Origin of the sequence: Bradyrhizobium nanningense, assembly GCF_004114535.1 — a bacterium.
Lineage (GTDB): Bacteria > Pseudomonadota > Alphaproteobacteria > Rhizobiales > Xanthobacteraceae > Bradyrhizobium > Bradyrhizobium nanningense.
Genome location: NZ_LBJC01000018.1, coordinates 30,242 through 50,642 on the forward strand (window position 1 = coordinate 30,242; position 20,401 = coordinate 50,642).

Genomic DNA, 20,401 nt, shown 5'->3' on the forward strand with positions numbered 1-20,401 from the left:
GTTCGGACCTCGCTGACGCAAGTCCTGCCGACCAGCGCGTCAAGCCGCCGCCTGCGCCGCCAAGAGCTGCTTCAGCTTCGCCGCCGGTACCGCCGGGCTGAACAGCCAGCCCTGCATCTGGCTGCAGCCGAGCTGGCGCAACACTTCGCGCTGAGCCTCGGTCTCGACGCCTTCGGCGGTCGTCGCCATGTGGCGGGCGGCGGCCATGTGCACCACGGCCTGCACGATCGGCGAGGAATCCTCGGGTTCGCCGATGTCGCTGATGAAGCTGCGGTCGATCTTGATCTTGTCGAATGGGAAGCGGTGCAGATAGCTCAGCGACGAATAGCCGGTGCCGAAATCGTCGAGGGCGATGCGCACCCCGAGCTCGCGCAGCTGCTGCAGGATCGTCAGCGCCTCCTCGTCGTCCCGGATCAGGACGGTCTCGGTGATCTCGAGCTCGAGCCGTCCGGGCGCGAGGCCTGATTCGGCGAGGGCCGCGGCGACCTTCAGCGCCAGCGTCCGCGAGCGGAACTGCACCGGCGAGACGTTGACTGCGATGTGAATCTGGCCGGGCCAGGAGGCGGCCTCAACGCAGGCCTGCCTCAAGACCCATTCACCGATCTCGCCGATCAGCCCGGTGTCTTCCGCCACCGGAATGAAGTCCGCCGGCGAAATCATGCCGCGCTCCGGATGGCGCCAGCGCAACAGCGCCTCGCAGCCGGTCACGACATTGGCGGCGAGATCGACCAGCGGCTGGTAGTGCACCTCGAACTCGCCGCGGAAGAGCGCCTGGCGCAGATCGAGCTCGAGCTGCCGGCGCTGCTTCGCCTTGGCGTCGTATTCGGGCGCGAAAACACGCCAGGTGCGGCGTCCCTCCGACTTCGCTGCATACATCGCAAGATCGGCGCGCTTGAGCAGGTCGTCGAGATTGTCGCCGTGGTCGGGCGCGATCGCGATGCCGATGCTGGCGTCGGTCGGGATCTCCTGGCCCTTGCAATCCACCGGCGCGCGCAACGCCTTGAGGATGTTCTCTGCCAGCGCCGTCAGCTCGGCTTGGTCGCTGGTGCCGGCCTTGATGATGGCGAATTCGTCGCCGCCCAGCCGTGCGACCATGTCGTTGCCGCTGACGCAGGCGCGCAGGCGGTTGGCGACCTGGCGGAGCAGCTCGTCGCCGACCTCGTGTCCGTGTGAATCGTTGACGCCCTTGAACTCGTCGACGTCGATATAAAGGATGGCGAACGGCTTGTCCTCGCTGAGCGCGGCAATGCGCCGCTCCAGATGCCCGCGCATCAAGACGCGGTTGGGCAGGTCGGTCAAGGCGTCGTAATGCGCCATATGGGCGATGCGCTCGTCGGCGCGGATGCGGGCAGTGACATCCTCGTGGGTCGCGAGCCAGCCACCGGCGGCGGCTGGCTGGTTCTTGACCTCGATCAGACGGCCGTCCGCGGTCTCCACGATGGCGGTCTGGGTACGCCCGACATTGCTCAGGATGTCCTCGCAATAGGATGCCACGTCGCCATGGAACGAGCCGGTATCATGGCGATGCTGGATCACGTCGCGGAACGAGGCGCCGGGCTTCACCACATCAGCGGACAGGCCGTACATCTCGATGTAGCGCCGGTTGCAGACGATCAGCCGCTCGTCCTGGTCGAACATCAAGAGCCCTTGCGTCATCGTGTTCATCGCGGTGTCGAGCCGCTGCTTCTCGAGCGAGAGCCGGTGCGTCACCTGGCGGAAGATCAGGAACAGCGTGAGCACCAGGAGGCTGATCGACAGCACGGCGATGGTGACGAAGAATTTCGTTTGCGTGCGCCAGGTCGCGAGCGTCGCGTCCAGCGACTTGGTCGCGACCACGACCAGCGGCTCGCCGGCGAGCAGGCGCGAGGCCACGATGCGGTCCTTGCCGTCGATCGGGCTTGCGAGCTGCGTGGAGACGAAGCTGCGCTCGAACACCGCCATCTGCTCCGGCGTGCCCTTGCGAAAGTTCTGCCCGATCATCGCATCGACACGCGGAATGCGCGCGAGCAATTGTCCGTTCTGGTGGTGCATGGCGATCGAGGATTCCTCGCCGAGCCCGCTCGAGGCGAAGAAGGATTCGAGCTGCTCGGGCGCGATCGCGCGCGAGACCAGCCCGAGGAATTCGCCGTGCGGGCCGGAGACGCGCCGCGCGAACACGATCGCCGGTCCGTTGCCGAGCCGGCCGGGCACGACCTCCACCTCCTCCTGCGCGGCCGGATCGTTCTCGAGGCGGTTGAAATAGCCGCGGTCGGCGATCGAGATGTCGGCGACCGGCCATTGCCGCGACGAGTTGATCAGCATGCCCCTGGAATCGAACACATTGGCGCCGGCGACGTCGGTCCAGCCGCTGGCTTTCGCGCGCAGCACCTCGTGCTCGGCCAGCGTGCCCATCTCACTGCGGAACATCTCGGCGGATTCGATGCCGCGGCTCTCGAGCTCGGCGATGATGCTCTTCTGGAGCACCGCAAAATCCTCGAACTCGCGGTCGAAATGCCGGGCCAGCAGGCGCACGGAGTTTTCAAGGCTGTCGCGGCCGCTCTCGATCGCATTCTGCCGGAAGCGGTCGACGGTGAGCGCGGTGCCGACGGCCGTCGCGGCCATCAGCACGAAGCCGCCGACGATCAGCCACGTCAACGGCGCCCCGCGCCAACGGCGGAGCAACGCGCGGTGTCGCGCGGTCCATCGGATCGATGCGCCCATCCAGCCCTCCCTGGGATGCAAGATGCGGCAAAACCGACAAGACCCGGTTACCAGTGAAGGTTAGGGAAAGATGAATCGGAACGGAATAAGGAGATTGGTTTCCCAACCGAAGTCGTTAGGCGGACTGACGCTTCCTCAACGTCATGGCCGGGCTTGTCCCGGCCAACCACGTCTCTCTCCGCGCTGCAAAGAACGTGGATGCCCGGGACAAGCCCGGGCATGACGATCTCGTGCAGGCAGTGAAATCTCACCGCCTGATCTCCCATTTTAGCGCTTCCGCGTTGCCCTTGGCGAACATCTTGGGCACGTCGAAGGTCCCGGTCTTGAGGTCGTAGCGGCACTGCCAGTTGGCGAGACCCTTCGCCGCGACATTCTTCGGATGCTTGTCCATTTCGCCCGACAGCGAGATCAGGAGATAGCGGTTGTCGGGCCAGTCGACGCCGAGCCAGCGATAGGCATCCTCGGTGCCTTGCATCAGATTGGCCGAGATGTGGTAGTCGAGCTTCATGTTCCCAGTGTCGGGGCGGCTGTGGAAATAGGCCCAGGCGAGGTCGCTGAGCGACTTCTTCGTCGCGTTCACGAAGGCGCCGTTCTCGAAATGATAGAGAAACAGATCCTGCTCGCCCGAGCCGGTCTTCTGCATCCGCACCAGCCATTGCGAGTCGCTGGTGAAGCGGAAGCCGGCGCCATAGCCTTGTTCCGGCTTCAGCTCCGTCATCTGGTCGCCGCGTCGCGCCCAGACCTGCCATTTGACGCCGAAAAGATCTTCGCTGTCCTTCATGTACTGCTCGAGCTTGGTGGCGCCGTCGGGCGAGGTGAAGGCGAGGTCGGCGTTGTCGGTGAGGACGAAGCCCGGCGGCGGGCCGGAGGCCGCCAGTGCGGGGGAAGCGGCGAGCGTCAGGGCAAGCGCCAGCCATTGGGCAGTGCGAAAAGATGGGGTCATCGGAAATCCAAAAATATCGCCGCGGCGCGGCCTCGCTGATTTGACGCCGAAGGGGCGGCGCCGGTTCATCCGCGGTGCCTTGGAACGATCGGCGATCATCCCTTCGACCGACTTGCTGCCGCAGCCAAATCGGCGCACCTTGCCGGCCTCGGTTGATTTGCCATCCAAGGTTTTTTCCGATGATCACCGCATCCAAGGCCTTCATTGCTCTTTGCCTGCTGGCGCTGGTCGGTACGGCGCTGGTGATCGGCCCGACCGAGCTGCGCCGCCTGCTGCCGGACGGAACCAAGACCGCAATCGCCGCCAAGCCGGAGGCCAAAGTCGAGGCCAAGGCCGACCTCAAGGCCGACCTCAAGCCCGAGCCGAAACCCGAAGAGCCGAAACCGGACCAGCCAAAGCTGGCCGCCGGCGCGCCGCCGACGCCTGCGCCTGAACCGGCGCCGGCGGTGGTCCCGGCGCCCGAGCCCAAGCCCGAGCCCAAGGCAGCCACGCTGGCCGAGACCCAGAAGCAGGCCGCGGCGCTGCCCGAGCTCGCGCCGGTCAAGCCGCCGCCGGCAGTCGCGGACACCGGCCCCCGTTTCGACGTGGCCCGCGTCGGCGATCACGGCGAGGCGGCGGTGATCGCGGGCCAGGCCGCGCCGGGTGCCAAGGTCGAGCTGCTGCGCGACGGCAAGCCGCTCGATACGGTGATTGCGGACGCCTCGGGCCAGTTCGTGATGACCCCGCCGCAGCTTCCCGCCGGCTCCTATGAATTGACGCTGCGGGCGAAGGCGCCGGACGGCACGGTCACTCAGTCCAACCGGACCATGCCGGTGACCATCGCCGAGACGCCGCCGCCGCCCGCGCGCCCGGCCCCGGTCGCAAAGCAGGAGACCAGGCCGGAGCCGAAGCAGGCCGAGAAGGTCGATGTCAAATCGGACGTCGTGGCCGCCCTGCCGTCGGCCTCGCCGCGTCTGGCGTCGGTGCCCGACAGGCAAGCCGCCCGGAAACCCAAGGTCATGGCGCGGGCACCCGCCGCCACGACCATTGCATCGGCCTCGCCGGCCGACGCGCTTCACGCCGCACCGGCGGAAGCCGGCGGCAGCCGGGTGATCTCCCGCGGCGACAGCCTGTGGGCGCTCAGCCGGCTCGCCTACGGCGACGGCGCCCGCTACGCCGTCATCTTCAACGCCAACCGCAACAAGATCCACAATCCCAATCTGATCTATCCCGGCCAGACTTTTGTGATGCCGCAAAAAGCGGAGTGAGGGGGCGGTCTTTCCGCTCCCTTTCCCCGCCTGCGCAGGACGATCTCTTACGAGTTCGTCCGCGACGCTTTGCCCTGTGTCCCCCGGGAACAATTGGTTCCCTCGCGCGTCATGTTCCTGCGACGCAGTGCGCGCTTGGGAGGAGGCCGAATTGGTCAAGTCGGCGGTCATGTCGGGACGCATGGGACTGGCGCTGACCGGCGCGACCCTGCTGATTGCGGCCGTGCTGCTGCCTGGGAGAGCCGAGGCCCAATTCGGATTGCGCGGCGGTCCGCTTGGCGTTGCGCGTTTCGCCGTCGGCCACGTGATCGGCATGTCGCGCCTGCGCCATTCCCGCATGGCGGTGCGGGGCGGCCACTACCGCTCCGCTGCCTTGAGGTCGCAAGATCCTCGTCAAGACCCGCGCGGCGCCGAGCGCGGCCAGCCTGCCAATCCTTACGTCCTACGCGCGGCGCTCACGGCGCAAGCTGCGCTTTCGGGCTGGCAGGGCGGCCGCCGTCCGCAAGGCTGGTGGCGTCATCCCGACGGCAGCTATGGCTGGGTCGGCCCGGTGTTCTGGCCGTTCGCGCATGACGATCTCACCAATGCCGTGATCTTCGGCGATGCGACCAGCCTCTCGCTCTATGGTTATGGCGATATCTATGCCGCGATCTTCGCGCCCTATGCGGCGACCGAGCTCGCGGCCTACACGGCAACGCAAGGCCGCCGCGGACGACGCGTCCCGACCGCGGAGAGCCTCTGCGAGGCCAGCGACACCGGCGGCCTGCCCGTCGACCGCATCAACGCGGCCGTCGCACCCAACGGATTGCAGCGTGCAGCGCTCGACGAGCTCGCATCCGCCTGGACCAGTGCGCGCGACACCATTCGCGCGGTCTGCCCGGCGCAGGCGCCCACCACGGCCGCCGAGCGCCTCGGCCTGATGCGCGAGCGCGTTGAGGCCATGATCAAGGCCATCGACGCGGTCGCGCCGCCGCTTTCGAAGTTCACGAGCCTGCTCGACGACGATCAGAAGGCCCGGCTCAATGCCCTCGCCAATGAGCGCCGCGCCGCGCTCGCCTCGATGCAGCGCAAGGATTCGAGCAAGGACGCGCAGGCGGCCGCCGCCTGCAGCGCCGACAGCGATCCCCGCTATGACGAAAAGCTGCAGCGTCAATACGAGCAGCTGGTGCAGCAGCAATGGCCCGCGGGCGACATCGCCACGACGCTCCGCCTCGACGAGGTCGCCCGCGCCCGCTTCGAAGTGCTTGAGGACACCACCTTGCGCACCATGCAGACGCTCAGCGCCTGCCCCGCAGAGGCCGCCGCGACGCCACAAGCGCGCCTCACCGCCGCAAAGGCGCGGCTGCAGACGATGCTTGCCGCCGTGAACGGCGTCGCTGACGCGCTCGACGATTTCGAGGCGGACTTGAGCGACGAGCAGAAGGCGGGGTTCGAGGCGATCGGGCCGAAGCGGGGGGCGTGATCACCCGCACGCCCAGTCTTACTTCATCTCCTTGACACAACCGTGGTCGCGGGCATGGTGGACCGGACGCTCCCCCTTGCAACTCATTGATCCTGCAGACCCCGTCTACTGTGCATGGGGTTGTTTTTCAGTTTTTTGCTGGGCCGCTCACCTGCGCATCCGCACCGCCGTGGCATCCACCACGTTCTCCACCTCCTCGCGCCAGCTCAAGATCTCCATCGCCAGCACGGGATGATTGAAACCCTTGAGCTGGAGATCGTCGAGCGGCTGCGCTTCCACCCATGGCTCGACCATGCCATAGACGCGGCGGCTGACCACGATCTGGTTGGGCTTGGCCTCGCCGCACAGGCGCGAGGCGAGATTGGTGACGCTGCCGATCGCGGCATATTCCAGCCGCTGCTCGAAGCCGACCTGGCCGAGCGTGGCATAGCCGAGCGCGATGCCGATGCCGAACCCCAGACTATGCCCGCGGTTGCGCCAGCGCTCGGTCAAGGGGCCGATGGTGTCGCGCATCTCCACCGCCATCTTCACGGCGCGCCTGGTGTGGTCCTCGAACTGGATCGGCGCGTTGAACAGGATCATCACGCCGTCGCCGGCATATTTGTCGAGCGTGCCCTCGTATTTGAAGATCAGCTCGCCGAGCGCTTTGTGATATTCGCGCAGCACGTTCATCGCTTCTTCCGGCTCGGTCGCTTCCGTGAACGCGGTGAAGCCGCGCAGGTCGCAGAACACCACCGTCACCTCGCGGCGCTGGCTGGTGAGCAGTCCTTCGGAGCTGTCGGAGGAGGCGATCAGCTGTGCGACCTGCGGTGCCAGGAAGCGCTCGAGCTTGCGGATGCGCTCGATCTCGCCGAGCTGGGTCTTGACCCGCTCCTCCAGCGACTTGTTCCAGTCCTTGAGCTGCTCGGTCTGCATCCGCAGCTTGTCGGCCTGGGCGCGCACGGTCTCGTTCGCGGCCTCCAGCTCGCGGCCCTTGTGATCGACCTCGGTGAACAGGCGCGCATTGCGCATCGCCAGCACCGCCTGGTTGGCGAAGGTGCGCATCAGGCCGATGATGCTGGGAGCGAACTCGCCACCGGCGCGGCGCAGCACCACCAGCGAGCCGAGCGTGCCCTGCTGATCGACCAGCGGCACCACCAGCACCGAGTGGAAGCCGGCCGCGAGGGCGGCCTCGCGCAGCGGCTGCTCGGCGGCCTGATCGAGATCGGCAAACGCGATCGGCTCGCAGCTCTTGGCGGCATCGCTCAGGATGTTCTCGCCTTCGTCGATGGTGACATGGGCGCCGTCGGCGGATTTGCCGATGCCGCCGGCCTCGACCAGGTTGAAGCGGCGCCGTCCGGCGTCGAAGCCGTAGATCAGCACCGCATCGGCATGGGTGATCTCGATCGCGCGCGCGGCGATGGTCGGCAGCACGGCGTTGAGATCGAGCGAGGCGGCGAGCGCGCGGCCGACTTCCTCCAGCACCTTCAGCTCGTTGATCGACTGCGCCAGATCGCGGGTGCGCTCCTCGACTTTGGTCTCCAGATTCGAATAGGTCTCCTGGATCTGATCGGCCATGCGGTTGAACTGACTGGCGAGGTCTTCCAGCTCGTCCGAGGTGTGGACGTCGATGCGATGGCTGAAATCGCCCTCGCCGAGCTTGTGCGCGCCGTCGCGCAGCGCCGTGATCGGGATGATCATGCGGCGGGCGAGCAGCGTGCCGGCGAGGATCGCGACCATCAGGCCCATGCCGATCAGCAGCGCGATACGCACCAGCTGGTCGCGGATCGGCATCAGGGCCTGCGCGGCCGGCTGTTCGAACAGCACGCTCCAGCCGAGCTTCGGCACCGTGCTCGCGGCGCTCATCACCGAATGGCCGTTGAAGTCGGTGCCCGAACTATCGGTCTCGTGGCCGGGCGCGATCGCGGCCGCAACCTGCGGCAGCTTCGACAAATCCTTGCCGACCTCGGGCCCCTTCGACGACGTCGCCAGCACGCGGCCGCGCGGATCGACCACATAGGCAAACGCCGCTTTGCCGACCTGGGTGTCGGACAGGAAGTCGGAGAGAAAGCTGAGATCGATCTCGGCCACGGTGACGCCGGCATTGAAGCCGGAATGCGCCACCGAGATCGACATCAAGGGCGTGCCGTCGGCGAACCAGGCCGGCGCATAGCTGATGCCGCGGGCGACGGTCTCGGTGAAGCGTGCGTCGCGGGAGAGGTCGGCATTGCTGCCGGTCGTGGTCGACTGGCGCGAGACCCGCAGCACCTCGCGGCCGTCGCCGTTGAGCTGGAACAGCTGGTTGACGACCGCGACCTGGTGCAGCAGCGACGCATAATCGGCACGGCGCTTCTCGAGAGTGTCCTGGCTCGCCCGCGTCACCCAGCTGATCTGGCGATCGAGCTCCGAGATCGACTGCTCGATGTGTCGGGCGGCGCTTTGCGCCTTGTCCTCCAGGCCGTCGGTCAGCTGCGTCCTTGTGGCGCGGTAGGAGATCCAGGTCTCCATCGCGCCGTTGACGGCGAGCACGAACACGACGAGGCCGACGAGGGAGACGACGTATTTGGCGAACAGGCCCTCGCGCAGAAACCGTGTCTTGTCGTCCGCTCCTGCCATCCCGATCCTCTCGCGCCGCCATCGACGCCGGCGCTACGGGCCGTCAGCCCATGCGGGGCCGTTCTATCACAATTTGGGCCAAAGGATCGCCGCGCGGCCAGGGACCGGCCGGCGTGGTTACCCCCTGTGGATGCCGGGGCGGATCGAAGCATGGTGAATTGCCGCAGGCCTCATCCGTTCGGAGGAAGCCGGGGGCAGGGAGGCTGGGTTAAGGGATTGCCGTGGAGTCCAGCCCGCCAATCACCGGTTAAACAGTTGCCGCAGCACGTCGTTCATGGGCTGACTGTCCTGCTGGGCGGCCGGCGGGTCGTCCAGAGCCGGGGCCGCGGGCGAAGCCTGCGGTGCCGGTGTGGAGGATGGTGCCGGCAGGCTGCGGCTGCGGCCACTGCCTGGCGCGGTGCCAGTGCTGCTTCCCGCGCCACTGGACAAGCCCTGCTGAATCAAATTGCCGATCGCCTCCCCCAGCGGGCCGCCGAGCAGATTGTTCTGGCCCGGCTGCGGGGCTTGCGGATTGGCGTTGCCGGCCGCATTGCCGCTGCCCGGCGCATTGGCTCCGCCGAGACCAAGATTACTGCCAAGGCTGCCCAGAATATTGCCGAGCCCGGCGCCGTCAGGACCGAACAGGCCCTTGCCCATCTCGCGCAGCCTGGCATAGGCGGCGTCCGGATTGTCCAGCATGCCGGCCATATCAGGGTAGATCCGCGGCTGCGACCAGGAGCCCTGGATCATCACGGGAATGCCGAAGCCGACCGGTTCATTGGCGCGGCCCTGACCTTCGGTCGTCATCACCAGCTTCGGCTCGACGCGAAAACCCATCATCTTGGTGTCGAGCGCGATGGTGCCGGCGCCGGTGACGCGCACCAGCGGCCCGATCAGATTGAGATCGGTCGTCACGGCCTGACCCTTGTCGATGCGGAACGAGGCCGAGAGCTGCGACAGGTCCGTGCTTTGCTCCTGACCGGCACTCTGGTTGTCCTGCCAGCCGGACAGCGTGCCCGTCGTCAGCGAGCGGATCATCTGCGCGACGTTGATGCCGCGGATGGCGCCGTCCTGGAAATTGACGAAGGCCGTGCCCTGCATGTTCGCCATCAGTGCGCGCTGGCTGGTGCCGGCGCTGCGCAGAGCGAGCTTGGCCTGCAGCCTGCCGTCGATGCGGTCGAATTCGGCAAGGCTCTGAAGCATCGGCAGCGCCCGCACGCCGACGAGATCGGAGTGCATGGCAAAGCTCGGTGCGCCGGTGGTCGCATCCAGGATCACCTCGCCCGAGACCTGGCCGCCATAGGCACCGAGATTGGCGGTGCCGGCCTTCAGCACGCCGCCCGCGAGCTTTGCATCGAGCGCCAGCGGCGTGATGCGCGCATCGCCGATCACCGCCTCGTTCGCGGAGATCCGCAACTGCGCATCGACATAATTGAGCCCGGAGACGTCGATCGGCGCATTGCTCCAGGGCTGCCCGGGTGCATCCTGCGGCGATTTCGCCAGCGGGATCGCCAGTCGCTGGAAGTCGAGATCGACCTTGACCAGTGGCTTGCTCGCGATGTCGACCGAGGCCCAGCCGTTGAACGCGCCGTCGCCGAGCTTGCCGTTGACGCCGTTGATCATCACGACGTCGCCGCTCAGCCGCATCTCGGCATGACCGGTGAGTTGCGACTTGAGGACGTCGGGCATGTCGATGGCGAAATCCACCGGGATCGTCGGCCGGTCGGCCGGCGGCGCCGGCGCGGTCGCCTTGATGTCGAACTTGGTCGGGTGGTCGCCGACGCGCGCGGTGCCGGTGACATCGACCTTGCGGTCGCGGCCAACCATCGCGTCGGCGTTGATGGCGCTGATGCGGCCCTCGACACGATCACGCATGCGGGAGAATGCGACTTCGCCGTCGGTGACCTTGACGCGGTCGATGGACGCGCCGCCCGTATCGAGCGGGAGCGGCTTCGAGGCTCCCGCATTCGGCAGGCGCTCGCGCAGCAGCGGCTGGTAGAGCACGGGGTGGGTGACGATGAGCTCGCTGATCTCGGGGCGGCCCGACCACAGGCTGGAGAGCGACATGTCGGCTTGCACGCTGTCGACCGTCAGGCGCGTGATGCCGCTGCGATCTCGGGGGTCGGCGAGCGTGAGATCGTTCAGGGTGACGTTCAGCGTCGGCCACAGGCTGATCTTCGTGGTGCCGTCGATCGACAGCCGGTAGCCGGTCGCGCTCTCGACGCGCGAGGCGATCGTCGTGGTCAGGAAACCGGATGGGATCCCGACCACCAGCAGGGTTGCGATCAGGATGATGACGGCGGCCAAAGCCACGCCGGCGAATTTCACTGCTCTCATGTCGACTTTCCAACGGCGGACAATCGGCGTCGCATCCCGCCGGCTGCCCGCCCTTCACGCCCGAGTTTATCCCCGGACAGGAAGCGGCTCCAAGCGGGTAAAAATAGTCAGGGGGTGCTGCAAAGTTATGTGACTTATGACACACTTCTCCGACGCGGTTTTACGCGATCCTGACGGTGATGGTTCCAAGCGATTTGCCGAGACAACTGACAAGACGACGACCAGGATGTTCACAAGGACATTGAAATGAGCAAGCAGGCCGAATTTGCGGTCATTCTGAAGATGAACGCAATGTTCGCGGATCTCGGTGCAGACGAGCTCCAGCGACTGTCCAATCTCTGTCACACCCAACATCTGGGGAATGGCGAGTTGCTGTTCCAAAAAGGTGATCCCGGGGACGCGCTGTTCGGCGTGCGCCGCGGCCAGGTCCGCATCGAGACCGGCGCCTCCGACGGCAGCCGGCTGACGCTGAACTTCATGGGCCCGGGCGACCTGTTCGGCGAGGTCGCGGTGCTGGACGGCCAGAATCGCACCGCGGATGCGACCGCGGGCGAGGCCAGCGAATTGTTCGTGCTGCGGCGCGAAGATTTTCTCAGCTTCCTCGAACGCGAGCCGAAGGTCGCGATCAAGATCATCGCGCTGCTGTGCCAGCGCATCCGCTGGCAGAGCGAGCGGATGGAAGAATCCGTGCTGCAGCCGCTGCCGGTGCGGCTGGCGCGGCGGCTCTGCGCACTCGCCGCCGATTTCGGCTCCGAGGTGCATATCTCGCAAGAGCAGCTCGGCGTGTTCGTCGGCGCCGCCCGCGAAAGCGTCAACCGTCAGCTCCAGGCCTGGCGCAAGGAGGCGATCCTCGATCTGCAGCGCGGCCGCATCCTGCTGCGGAACATGACCAGGCTGACGGCGATCGCGCGGAACGAGTGAAGTCGCTAGCTCCGTACCTCGTAGCGAAGAACGTCTTCCGCGATGTCAGGCTCATGGGCGGCGTATCGTGCAGGCACGTCCGGCGCTTCTGGCATCGCGATTACTCCGCCGCCGGATGCACGATGGTCTTCGGCGCTGGTCCCGCTTCCGCCGGCGCAGCTCCACGATGGCGGGCGACCTCGGCGTCCTCGCTGTGCACGATCAGTCGCTTGGCGAAGCGCCAGATCAGGGCGCCGAAATCGTCCATCACCATGAACATCGCGGGCACGAACACCAGCGACAGGATGGTCGAGAAGATCAGGCCGCCGATCACCGCGAGCGCCATCGGCGAGCGGAACTCGCCGCCGGCGCCGACCGCGAGCGCGCTCGGCATCATGCCCGCGGCCATCGCGATCGTGGTCATCACGATCGGGCGGGCGCGCTTCATGCCGGCGTCGATCATGGCCTCGTCGCGCGGCTTGCCGGCGTGAATGGCTTCGATCGCGAACTCCACCAGCATGATCGCGTTCTTGGTGACGATGCCCATCAGCATCAAGATGCCGATCCACACCGGTGTGGTGAGCTGCTTGCCGGTGAGGAGCAGGGCCGCGATGGCGCCGCCGATCGAGAGCGGCAGCGAGAACAGGATGGTGATCGGCTGCAGGAAGGTGCCGAACAGCAGCACCAGCACGGCGTAGACCATCATCAGGCCGGCCGTGATCGCGGTGGCGAAGCCGTCGGACAGTTCGTTCAAGCTCTCGGCGTCGCCGGAGGGCGACACCTTCACGCCCTTCGGCCGGCTCTTCATCACCGGCAGGTCGTAGATCTTCTTGGTGGCATCGCCCAGCGCGGCCGAACCGACGAGGTCGGCGGCGACGGTCGCCTGCCGCTCGCGGTCGTAGCGGTTGATGCTGGTCGGACCCTGGTCGAGCTTGACGTCGGCGATGACCGAGAGCGGCACGCCGCCCTTCTCGCCGTGCTCGCCGAGCGGCACGCGCAATTGTTCCAGCGTCTTCAGATTGCCGCGGGCGGCATCCTCGAGCTGCACGCGGATCGGCACCAATCGGTCGCCGACGTCGAATTTGGCGAGCGCGGGTCCGACATCGCCGATGGTGGCGACGCGGATGGTCTGCGACAGGCTTTCGGTCGAGACGCCGAGCCGCGCGGCGAGATCCGCGCGCGGTTCGACGCGCAGCTCGGGCCGCTCCAGCGTGGTTTCCGAGATCACGTTGGAGATGGTCGGAATCCGCTTCATCTGCGTCGCGAGCTCACTCGCGAAATTGTTGACGATGTTGGCGTCGACGCCGGTCACGACCAGCGAGATCGCGCGCAGGCCGTTCTCGTCGAGGAACCAGAAGCGAATGTCGGGAATGTTCTCCAGTTCCTGGCTGATCGAGAACTCGAGCTCGCGCTGGGTGATGTCGCGGGCATTCTTGGGCGTGTAATTGATGATCAGGGACGCGCGCCGCACTTCCTGCGTGCCCGGCGGGACGCGCCCGCCGTCGACGAAGATGCTCTTCACCTCGGGTCGTTTGCGCAGGCGCGCAACGATGTCCTCGGTGACCTTTTCAGTGTAGGCGAGCTGGGTGCCCGGCGGCAGCTCGAGGGCGAGCAGCGAGCGCGCGCTGTCCTGCGCCGGCAGGAATCCCTGCGGCAGCAGCGTGATGCTCCAGATCGAGGCGGCGAAGATGCCGAAGCCGATCAGCACCGTGATGAAATAGTGCTTCACCGACCAGGCTACGATGCCGTGATAGGACCGCAAGATGCGTCCGGGCGGCGGCTCCTCGTGATGGCCGTGCTTGAGGAAGTAGGCGGCGAGCACCGGCGTGACGAAGCGTGCGGCGAGCAGCGAGAAGAACACCTGCACCGAAACGGTGATGCCGAATTGCTTGAAGAACTGTCCGGCGATGCCCGACATGAAGCTCGCGGGTGCGAAGATCGCGATGATGGTCAGCGAGATCGCGATCACCGCGAGGCCGATCTCGTCGGCGGCCTCGAGCGCGGCGCGATAGGGCGATTTGCCCATGTTCATGTGCCGAACGATGTTCTCGATCTCGACGATGGCGTCGTCGACCAAGATACCCGTCGACAGCGTGATGGCGAGGAAGCTGACGAGGTTGAGCGAGAAGCCGAGCAGATCCATCGCCCAGAACGCCGGGAAAATCGACAGCGGCAGTGAGATCGCGGCAATGATGGTGGCGCGCAGGTCCCGCAGGAACAGCAGCACGATGACGACGGCGAGGATGGCGCCCTCGAACAGGGTCGAGATCGCCGCGTGGTAATTGCCGTTGGTGTATTCGACCGAGGTGTCGATCACCTTCAGGTCGACGTCGGGATAGGCGGCCTTGAGCGCGTCGATGCGCTTCTGGACGGCCTCGGCCACCTTCACGTCGCTGGCGCCCTTGGAGCGCTTGATGCCGAGCGCGACGATCGGCTCGCCGTTGAAACGGGCGAAGGTGCGGCGGTCGGCGATGGTGTCGGTGACGGTGCCGAGATCGTCGAGCCGGACCTCGCCGCCGCCGAACAGCGGGATCATGGTGCCGGCAAGGTCGCCCAGCGTCTTGGCGCCCGCGAGCGTGCGGATCGCCTGGTCGTTCTTGCCGATCTCGGCGCGGCCGCCGGCGACGTCGACATTGGTGCCGCGCAGGCTCTGGCTGACATTGACGGCGGTCAGGCCCATGGCCTGCAAACGGTCCGGGTCGAGCGAGACCAGGATCTCGCGCTCGACACCGCCGATGCGTTCGACCTGGGCAACGCCGCGCACGCCTTGCAGCGCGCGCTTGACCACGTCGTCGACGAAATAGGAGAGCTGCTCCGGCGTCTTGCCGGGCGAGATCGCGGCATAGGTGACGATCGGCAGGCCGATCACGTCGACGCGCTGGATCAGCGGCTCGGTGACGTTCTGCGGCAGGTTGGAGCGCACGCGCGTCACCGCGTCCTTGACGTCGTTCAGGGCGCGGTCGGTGTTGGTCTCCAGCGCAAACTGGATCGTGGTGACCGACACGCCGTCGGTGATTGAGGAGGTGATGTGCCGCACGCCCTCGACGCCGGAGACGGCGTCCTCGACCGTCTTGGTGACCTGGGATTCGAGCTCGGCGGGTGCCGCGCCGAATTGCGAGACCACGACCGAGATCACGGGAATGTCGGCCGACGGCAGCCGGGTCACTGCGAGCTTGGTGAAGGAGACCCAGCCGAGGATCAGCAGAATGATCGAGAAGACGACCGACGGCAGCGGATGACGGATCGACCAAGCAGAGATATTGAGAGCCATCAGCGTACCCGCGTGCGATCGAGTTCATCGGCGAACATGGTCTTGATCTGGTCGCCGTCATGGAGCGAAGAGCCGGCATCGGCGACGACGATTTCGCCGACCTCGAGCCCTTCCAGGATTTCCGTCGCGCTGTCGGACGACAGTCCGACCCGCACCTTACGCGTCTCGATCGTGTTGCCCTTGACGACCTGAATGGTGAGATGGTCGATCGCGGTCTTGGGGATCGAGACGCCGCAGCTTCGCTTGGCGTCGATCGAGGCGCGCGCGAACACGCCGACCTTCAGCGAGGGATTGTTGGTGACGCTGATGCGGACGCGGCCGAGCTGCGTGGCGCGGTCGATCTCGGGCGCAACCAGCCGGACCCGGCCGATCAAATCGGGCGCGTCATCGCGGCTGATGCGCACGGTGGCGCCGGAATTGAGCTTGGGCATGTGCACCGCCGGGACCTGAGCATCGAGCTCGATCTCGTTGTTGACCGCGATGCGGAACATCGGACCGGCCTGCGGCGAGGCCGGCGCGCCGACGATGGTGCGGACTTCGGTGACGAGGCCCGGCGCAGGTGCCTTCAGCGAAATCGGACCTTGCGGGCCCGGTCGCTGCGGCTGGCCCGGGATCTGCGGCGGCGCGGTCAGGCGCGCCAGCTCCTGGTTGTCGGCGACGACCGCGCCCTCGGCGACCAGGAGGTCGGTGACCTTGGAGCCTTCCTGGTCGGCGATGACCACGGCCTCGCGACGCGGCACGAAGAAGCCCGTCACGCGCACGAGGTCGGAGAAGCAGGCATTGGTCGACTTCGTCACGATGACGAGCGCCTCGCTTTGCGTCTCCTTCGGCTCGGGGCGCTTGCGATGCTCGAACAGATAATAGCCGACGCCAAGTGCGACCACGAACAGCACGGTTCCGGCAGGCTTGAGATATTCGGAGAGATTCATCGCCGGATCATCCTGGCCTGGCTCACGGCCATCCGCGCGAGGCCCATGAAACGCGTTTCCCTGAAACAAAGCGGCGTCCCGCAAGGCTGCGGGACGCGCTTTAGGAGCGAGACTTTACACCACATCACGACTGGTCATTTCAAAGGATTACGTCGTGCTCACTTCGCTGCGGTGGTCTTGTTTTCCATATTGACGACCTGCACGCGGCGGTTGACCTCCGCCATCGGCTGGCTCGGATTCTTCAGCTTGCTCTTGCCGTAACCGACGGTGACGAGGTCGGTCGCGGAGATGCTGTACTTGTCGACGAGGTAGCGCTTGATCGCGTCCGCGCGACGTTCCGACAGGTCCTGATTGTAGGCTTCGCCGCCGGCGGCGTCGGTATGACCGGCAACCACGAAGGTGGAGCCCTTCAGGTCGGGGCTGGTCAGCGCCCGACCGAGCGCCTGCACGGATGGCATCGACCTGGCGCTGATATTGGCGGAATTGTAGTCGAACGTGATTTCGAGATCGATGTTCGGCTTGTCCTTGGCGACTGACGCGATCTCCTCGCGCTCGGTCGACGACAGCGAACGCGTCGAGCGGCCGCGCACCGACTGGATCAGCTTGGTCTCCGTCGCGTTCGGCGCGGGATCGGCCTGCGGGGCGATCGAGAGGCCGCGGGTCAGAGGCTTCTTCGGCGCCGGTGCCAGTGCGCGGACGATGTCGTCCTCGGTGACGTTCTTGCTGTTGCCGTCGTCGCCGGCGAATGCGGGCGAGGCCGGCAGCGACAGGACGGCGCCAAGAGTGATGATGGACAGGATCGCGGTCAGTCCCTTTGCAGCCAATCTCATAGCCAGTCCCTCCTGCGCAGTCAGCTCGCGCGCTTCCAAATTCCAGCAACGGGCCTCGGAAAAGACCTGTTGCGGCATCCGCCCATTAGTCTTCCTTGGGCTGTTCAAGGTTCGAGGCTTCGACCGCCTCAACCCAAAAAATACTAGCGCACTCCGTAGCTTGCGAATTCCTGAACGATGTTCGGATCCATCGCCTTGGCGTTGGCGATATCGAGCGCGCCTTCCTGGGTGGAGCCGTTGCGCTGCTTGGCGAGGCCGCGTCCGTAGAGCGAGGAGGTCAGGCGCGGGTTGATCTTCAGGGCCGCATCGAAATCGGCGATGGCGTTCTTGACCGCGCCCGACTTGAGGTTGACGAGCCCGCGGCTGTCCAGCGCGTCGACGAAGTTCGGCCGCAGCCGCAGCGCCTCGTTGCAATCCTTCAATGCGCCCTGGAGGTCGCCGACCACGGTGCGGGTCCAGCAACGGTTGTTCAGCGCCTCGACATCCTTGGCGTTGATCCGGAGCGTGTCGTCGAAATCCTTGATGGCGAGGTTGTAGGCGCCCTTGCTGGCATAGACCTGGCCGCGCCGGTACAGCGCATTCACGTCATCCGGATTGGCCGCAATCTTGGAGGTCAGGCTCTTGATCGTGGGATCGTCGGCCAGGGCCGCTGCACTCGGCCCGCTGTCCGTGCTCGGCGCCGGCGCGGTATCGATCGGTTTCACCGGCGCGGGCGGTGGCGGCAATGCAGCCTCGACCTGCGGCTTCGGCGTGGGGGCCGGCGCGGGTGCGGGCGGAGGCGCAGGCGCGGGTGCCGCGGCGGTGTCGGCCGGCTTCGGCGGCGGAGGCGGTGTCGGTGGCGCGGGCGGTGCCGGCGGCGGGTTGTTGGCGACGACCGGCGGCGGCGCGGGAGGCGCAGGCGACGTCGCCGGTGCCGGACGCGATCCGCCGGCTCCCGGGCTGAACGAGAAATCTTCGGCCAATGAAGAGGATATCCACGGCACCTGCTCGCCGCGCGAAGCCCTTGTCACGCCCATCTTGGTGCGGTTCAGCGTCTCCTCGGCCATCAGGTCGGGGACGCGGATTTCCTTCAGAAGCTCCTGGACGAACAGGCTATGATCGCCGCCGGCGTCCGAGACCACCGAGGCCAGCGCCGCTGAATACATCACCAAGGTGCCGTTCGGCGCGATGACCGGAGTCAGGCCGGCCGAGAAGCTGCGGAACCGGCGCTCGAACGGATTGCGCCTGCTCGCGTCGATCAGTGCGATCTTGACGCCGGCGCCGCGGGTGTTGAGCTCGCCGAGGACGGTCTCGAGGCTGAAACCGTCGCGGCGCACGTCGGATTCCGTCCAGATCTGCGCATCGATCGGCAGCATGTAGCTCTGGCGCGCCGACTGGATGCCGAAGCCGCTGAAGAACACCAGCGCCACCGATCCCGGCTTGATCTTGCCGTAGAGCTTGTCGAAGGCGCGGCGCATGCCGTCGCCGGTCAGGTTCTCGCCGATCTCGACCGCAAAGCCGTCGCGCTTGAGCTCGTCGGCAACGTCACGCGCATCGTTGATCGGTTCCTTCAGCGGGGCATCCGCATCCGGATATTTGGCATTGCCGATGACCAGCGCAAACCGGTCACCGGCCGCAAGCGAGGGGGCAGTCGGGACGAGCGAGACGAGCAAGGGCAGAAGAAGAAAGAAGCGAATTTTCATAATCAGCGCGGTCCAGCCAAAAAGGCGCCGTTCCAGCTTGCGCCGCGGCGACCTTAACTTACGCGTCCCGCATTATCAAACCGGGGACGGGGGGCGTCAACCGCTTGGAGATACGGCGTTATCGCGACGATTGACCGCAACGCCTGGACGCGCCGCAAGGGGAATAAGCAGGTTGTCATGGCTGTGCTCGACGCGATCCGGCTCGATCCTATCCGCGGTACGTTAGGGCAAATACGGCGACGAAAATGTGATGAGTCTCACATTGAAGCGCCGCCTCTGCCGCGCCGCGCGCTGTTTGACCTTTGCGGCGGACAATGGCTTGTTGCATAGGATCGTCCCGGAAGGTCTACTTAGAAAAGCAAAGCAAAAACCATGGGAAACGCCTACGAGATCTACGCCCTGCGCTATGCGACGATGTCGCCGCGCACTCCCAGCATGAACTTCCTGGCTCCCGATCCGCATGACAGCGCGGCGCAGGACCTCGACTATTTCGTCTGGCTGATTCGCGGGGGCGGCCGCGACATTCTGGTCGACACCGGCTTCAATGCCGAGGAGGCCAGCGCGCGGGCACGCAAGCTGACGCTCAATCCGGTCGATGCGCTGGAGCGTTTTGGCGTCGCGGCGCCCGCCATTCGCGACGTCGTCGTGACGCATCTGCATTACGACCATGCCGGCAATCTCGATCGTTTCCCGAATGCGCGCTTCCATCTCCAGGAGCGCGAGATGGCCTACGCCACGGGGCGCTGCATGTGCAACGGCCTGTTGCGTCATCCGTTCTCGGTCGAACACGTCACGCAGATGGTGCGCCATGTCTATGGCGAGCGCGTCAATTTCTATTCGGGCGACGGCGAGATCGCGCCCGGCGTCACCGTGCACCGTGTCGGCGGCCATTCCGACGGCTTGCAGGTGGTCAAGGTCGAAACCGCGCGTGGCCCGGTGGTGCTGGCGTCCGATGCCGCGCATTACTACGCCAATCTGCAGCGCCGGAGCCCGTTCCCGATCGTCTACAATATCGGCGACATGGCGGCAGGTTGGGAGACGATCGAGCGCCTCGCCGGTCATCCTGACCGATTCATCCCCGGCCACGATCCGATCGTGACGGAGATCTATCCGCGTGCCAGCGACAAGGTCGACGCCTTCGCGCTGCATCTGCCGCCATCACGGTCGTTCGCGAAATAGCGTAAGCGGACCCTCATGCTGAGGAGCGCGCTCTTGCGCGCGTCTCGAAGGATGAAGGCCGGGATGTCGCACCAGGGCCTTCATGGTTCTTGCGGAGACGCGAAGCTTCGACTGCAAGACGGCGCCTGCGCACCTCTCCGGTCAACTCGGGCGCGTGCTTATAAATCCCAGATGCCGGCTTTCGAAGGGCGAGCCGACGGGGGACCGTCGTCGCCCCGACCGCCGCTTTCGACCCCTTGCGGAAGTCGGGCTACCAGAATCACTGCGGTGCACAACATCCCGATCGTCGGCGGCAGAGGTAAGGTTAGCTTCCCAAAGAGGCGTCCCATGATGAGATCGCTTTGATC

At 66.2% G+C, this 20,401-nt stretch carries 12 protein-coding genes; 4 read left to right on the plus strand and 8 right to left on the minus strand.

Annotated features, from left to right (window positions below):
* Nucleotides 1-39: 39 nt before the first annotated feature.
* A complete protein-coding gene (locus XH84_RS11345; protein WP_128919891.1) occupies nt 40-2,700 on the minus strand; it encodes a bifunctional diguanylate cyclase/phosphodiesterase in 2,661 nt (886 codons plus the stop codon).
* Nucleotides 2,701-2,947: 247 nt separating this feature from the next.
* A complete protein-coding gene (locus XH84_RS39655) occupies nt 2,948-3,643 on the minus strand; it encodes a hypothetical protein (protein WP_164936331.1) in 696 nt (231 codons plus the stop codon).
* 179 nt (nt 3,644-3,822) lie between these two features.
* Here XH84_RS39655 and XH84_RS11360 point away from each other — a divergent pair, with 179 nt between their 5' ends.
* Together XH84_RS11360 and XH84_RS11365 are read left to right on the plus strand one after the other, a co-directional pair.
* Nucleotides 3,823-4,890, plus strand: a complete 1,068-nt coding sequence (locus XH84_RS11360; RefSeq protein WP_128919890.1) for a LysM peptidoglycan-binding domain-containing protein — start codon at nt 3,823-3,825, stop codon at nt 4,888-4,890.
* A 169-nt stretch (nt 4,891-5,059) separates the two neighbouring features.
* Entirely contained in the window at nt 5,060-6,352 is a 1,293-nt protein-coding gene (locus XH84_RS11365) for a Spy/CpxP family protein refolding chaperone (RefSeq protein ID WP_128920059.1), read from the plus strand.
* Between the two features lie 147 nt (nt 6,353-6,499).
* Here XH84_RS11365 and XH84_RS11370 read toward each other — a convergent pair whose 3' ends face one another.
* Both XH84_RS11370 and XH84_RS11375 read right to left on the minus strand, forming a co-directional pair.
* The gene (locus XH84_RS11370; RefSeq protein WP_128919889.1) at nt 6,500-8,947 is read right to left on the minus strand and encodes an adenylate/guanylate cyclase domain-containing protein; all 2,448 of its coding nucleotides are present in this window, start codon (nt 8,945-8,947) and stop codon (nt 6,500-6,502) included.
* Between the two features lie 240 nt (nt 8,948-9,187).
* Nucleotides 9,188-11,263, minus strand: coding sequence for an AsmA family protein (locus XH84_RS11375; protein ID WP_128919888.1), 2,076 nt, complete (start codon nt 11,261-11,263; stop codon nt 9,188-9,190).
* A 246-nt stretch (nt 11,264-11,509) separates the two neighbouring features.
* On the opposite strand from XH84_RS11375, the gene XH84_RS11380 reads away from it, so the two are divergent.
* Nucleotides 11,510-12,184 (plus strand): Crp/Fnr family transcriptional regulator, encoded by a 675-nt coding sequence (locus XH84_RS11380; protein WP_128919887.1) that lies wholly within the window; start codon nt 11,510-11,512, stop codon nt 12,182-12,184.
* A 100-nt stretch (nt 12,185-12,284) separates the two neighbouring features.
* On the opposite strand, the gene XH84_RS11385 is transcribed toward XH84_RS11380, so the two are convergent.
* The 4 genes from XH84_RS11385 to XH84_RS11400 all read right to left on the minus strand — a co-directional run bounded on the left by XH84_RS11385 (nt 12,285) and on the right by XH84_RS11400 (nt 18,875).
* Nucleotides 12,285-15,434: an efflux RND transporter permease subunit gene (locus tag XH84_RS11385; protein ID WP_128919886.1), complete on the minus strand. Its 3,150-nt coding sequence runs from the start codon at nt 15,432-15,434 to the stop codon at nt 12,285-12,287.
* A complete protein-coding gene (locus tag XH84_RS11390; RefSeq protein WP_128919885.1) occupies nt 15,434-16,363 on the minus strand; it encodes an efflux RND transporter periplasmic adaptor subunit in 930 nt (309 codons plus the stop codon). The genes XH84_RS11385 and XH84_RS11390 overlap by 1 nt, the downstream gene beginning before the upstream one ends.
* A gap of 158 nt (nt 16,364-16,521) precedes the next feature.
* Complete coding sequence (locus XH84_RS11395; RefSeq protein WP_128919884.1) at nt 16,522-17,193, minus strand: OmpA family protein; 672 nt, start codon at nt 17,191-17,193, stop codon at nt 16,522-16,524.
* Nucleotides 17,194-17,336: 143 nt separating this feature from the next.
* Nucleotides 17,337-18,875 (minus strand): caspase family protein, encoded by a 1,539-nt coding sequence (locus tag XH84_RS11400; RefSeq protein WP_128948304.1) that lies wholly within the window; start codon nt 18,873-18,875, stop codon nt 17,337-17,339.
* A gap of 372 nt (nt 18,876-19,247) precedes the next feature.
* Between XH84_RS11400 and XH84_RS11405 the strand changes: the two genes are divergently transcribed.
* A complete protein-coding gene (locus XH84_RS11405; RefSeq protein WP_128917928.1) occupies nt 19,248-20,054 on the plus strand; it encodes an N-acyl homoserine lactonase family protein in 807 nt (268 codons plus the stop codon).
* The last annotated feature ends 347 nt before the right edge of the window (nt 20,055-20,401 follow it).

Excerpts from the sequence above, each read along its gene's own strand:
- XH84_RS11345 (WP_128919891.1), bottom strand. The coding sequence starts at position 2,700 with ATGGGCGCATCGATCCGATGGACCGCGCGACACCGCGCGTTGCTCCGC.
- XH84_RS39655 (WP_164936331.1), bottom strand. The coding sequence starts at position 3,643 with ATGACCCCATCTTTTCGCACTGCCCAATGGCTGGCGCTTGCCCTGACG.
- XH84_RS11360 (WP_128919890.1), top strand. The coding sequence starts at position 3,823 with ATGATCACCGCATCCAAGGCCTTCATTGCTCTTTGCCTGCTGGCGCTG.
- XH84_RS11365 (WP_128920059.1), top strand. The coding sequence starts at position 5,060 with ATGTCGGGACGCATGGGACTGGCGCTGACCGGCGCGACCCTGCTGATT.
- XH84_RS11370 (WP_128919889.1), bottom strand. The coding sequence starts at position 8,947 with ATGGCAGGAGCGGACGACAAGACACGGTTTCTGCGCGAGGGCCTGTTC.
- XH84_RS11375 (WP_128919888.1), bottom strand. The coding sequence starts at position 11,263 with ATGAGAGCAGTGAAATTCGCCGGCGTGGCTTTGGCCGCCGTCATCATC.
- XH84_RS11380 (WP_128919887.1), top strand. The coding sequence starts at position 11,510 with ATGAGCAAGCAGGCCGAATTTGCGGTCATTCTGAAGATGAACGCAATG.
- XH84_RS11385 (WP_128919886.1), bottom strand. The coding sequence starts at position 15,434 with ATGGCTCTCAATATCTCTGCTTGGTCGATCCGTCATCCGCTGCCGTCG.
- XH84_RS11390 (WP_128919885.1), bottom strand. The coding sequence starts at position 16,363 with ATGAATCTCTCCGAATATCTCAAGCCTGCCGGAACCGTGCTGTTCGTG.
- XH84_RS11395 (WP_128919884.1), bottom strand. The coding sequence starts at position 17,193 with ATGAGATTGGCTGCAAAGGGACTGACCGCGATCCTGTCCATCATCACT.
- XH84_RS11400 (WP_128948304.1), bottom strand. The coding sequence starts at position 18,875 with ATGAAAATTCGCTTCTTTCTTCTTCTGCCCTTGCTCGTCTCGCTCGTC.
- XH84_RS11405 (WP_128917928.1), top strand. The coding sequence starts at position 19,248 with ATGGGAAACGCCTACGAGATCTACGCCCTGCGCTATGCGACGATGTCG.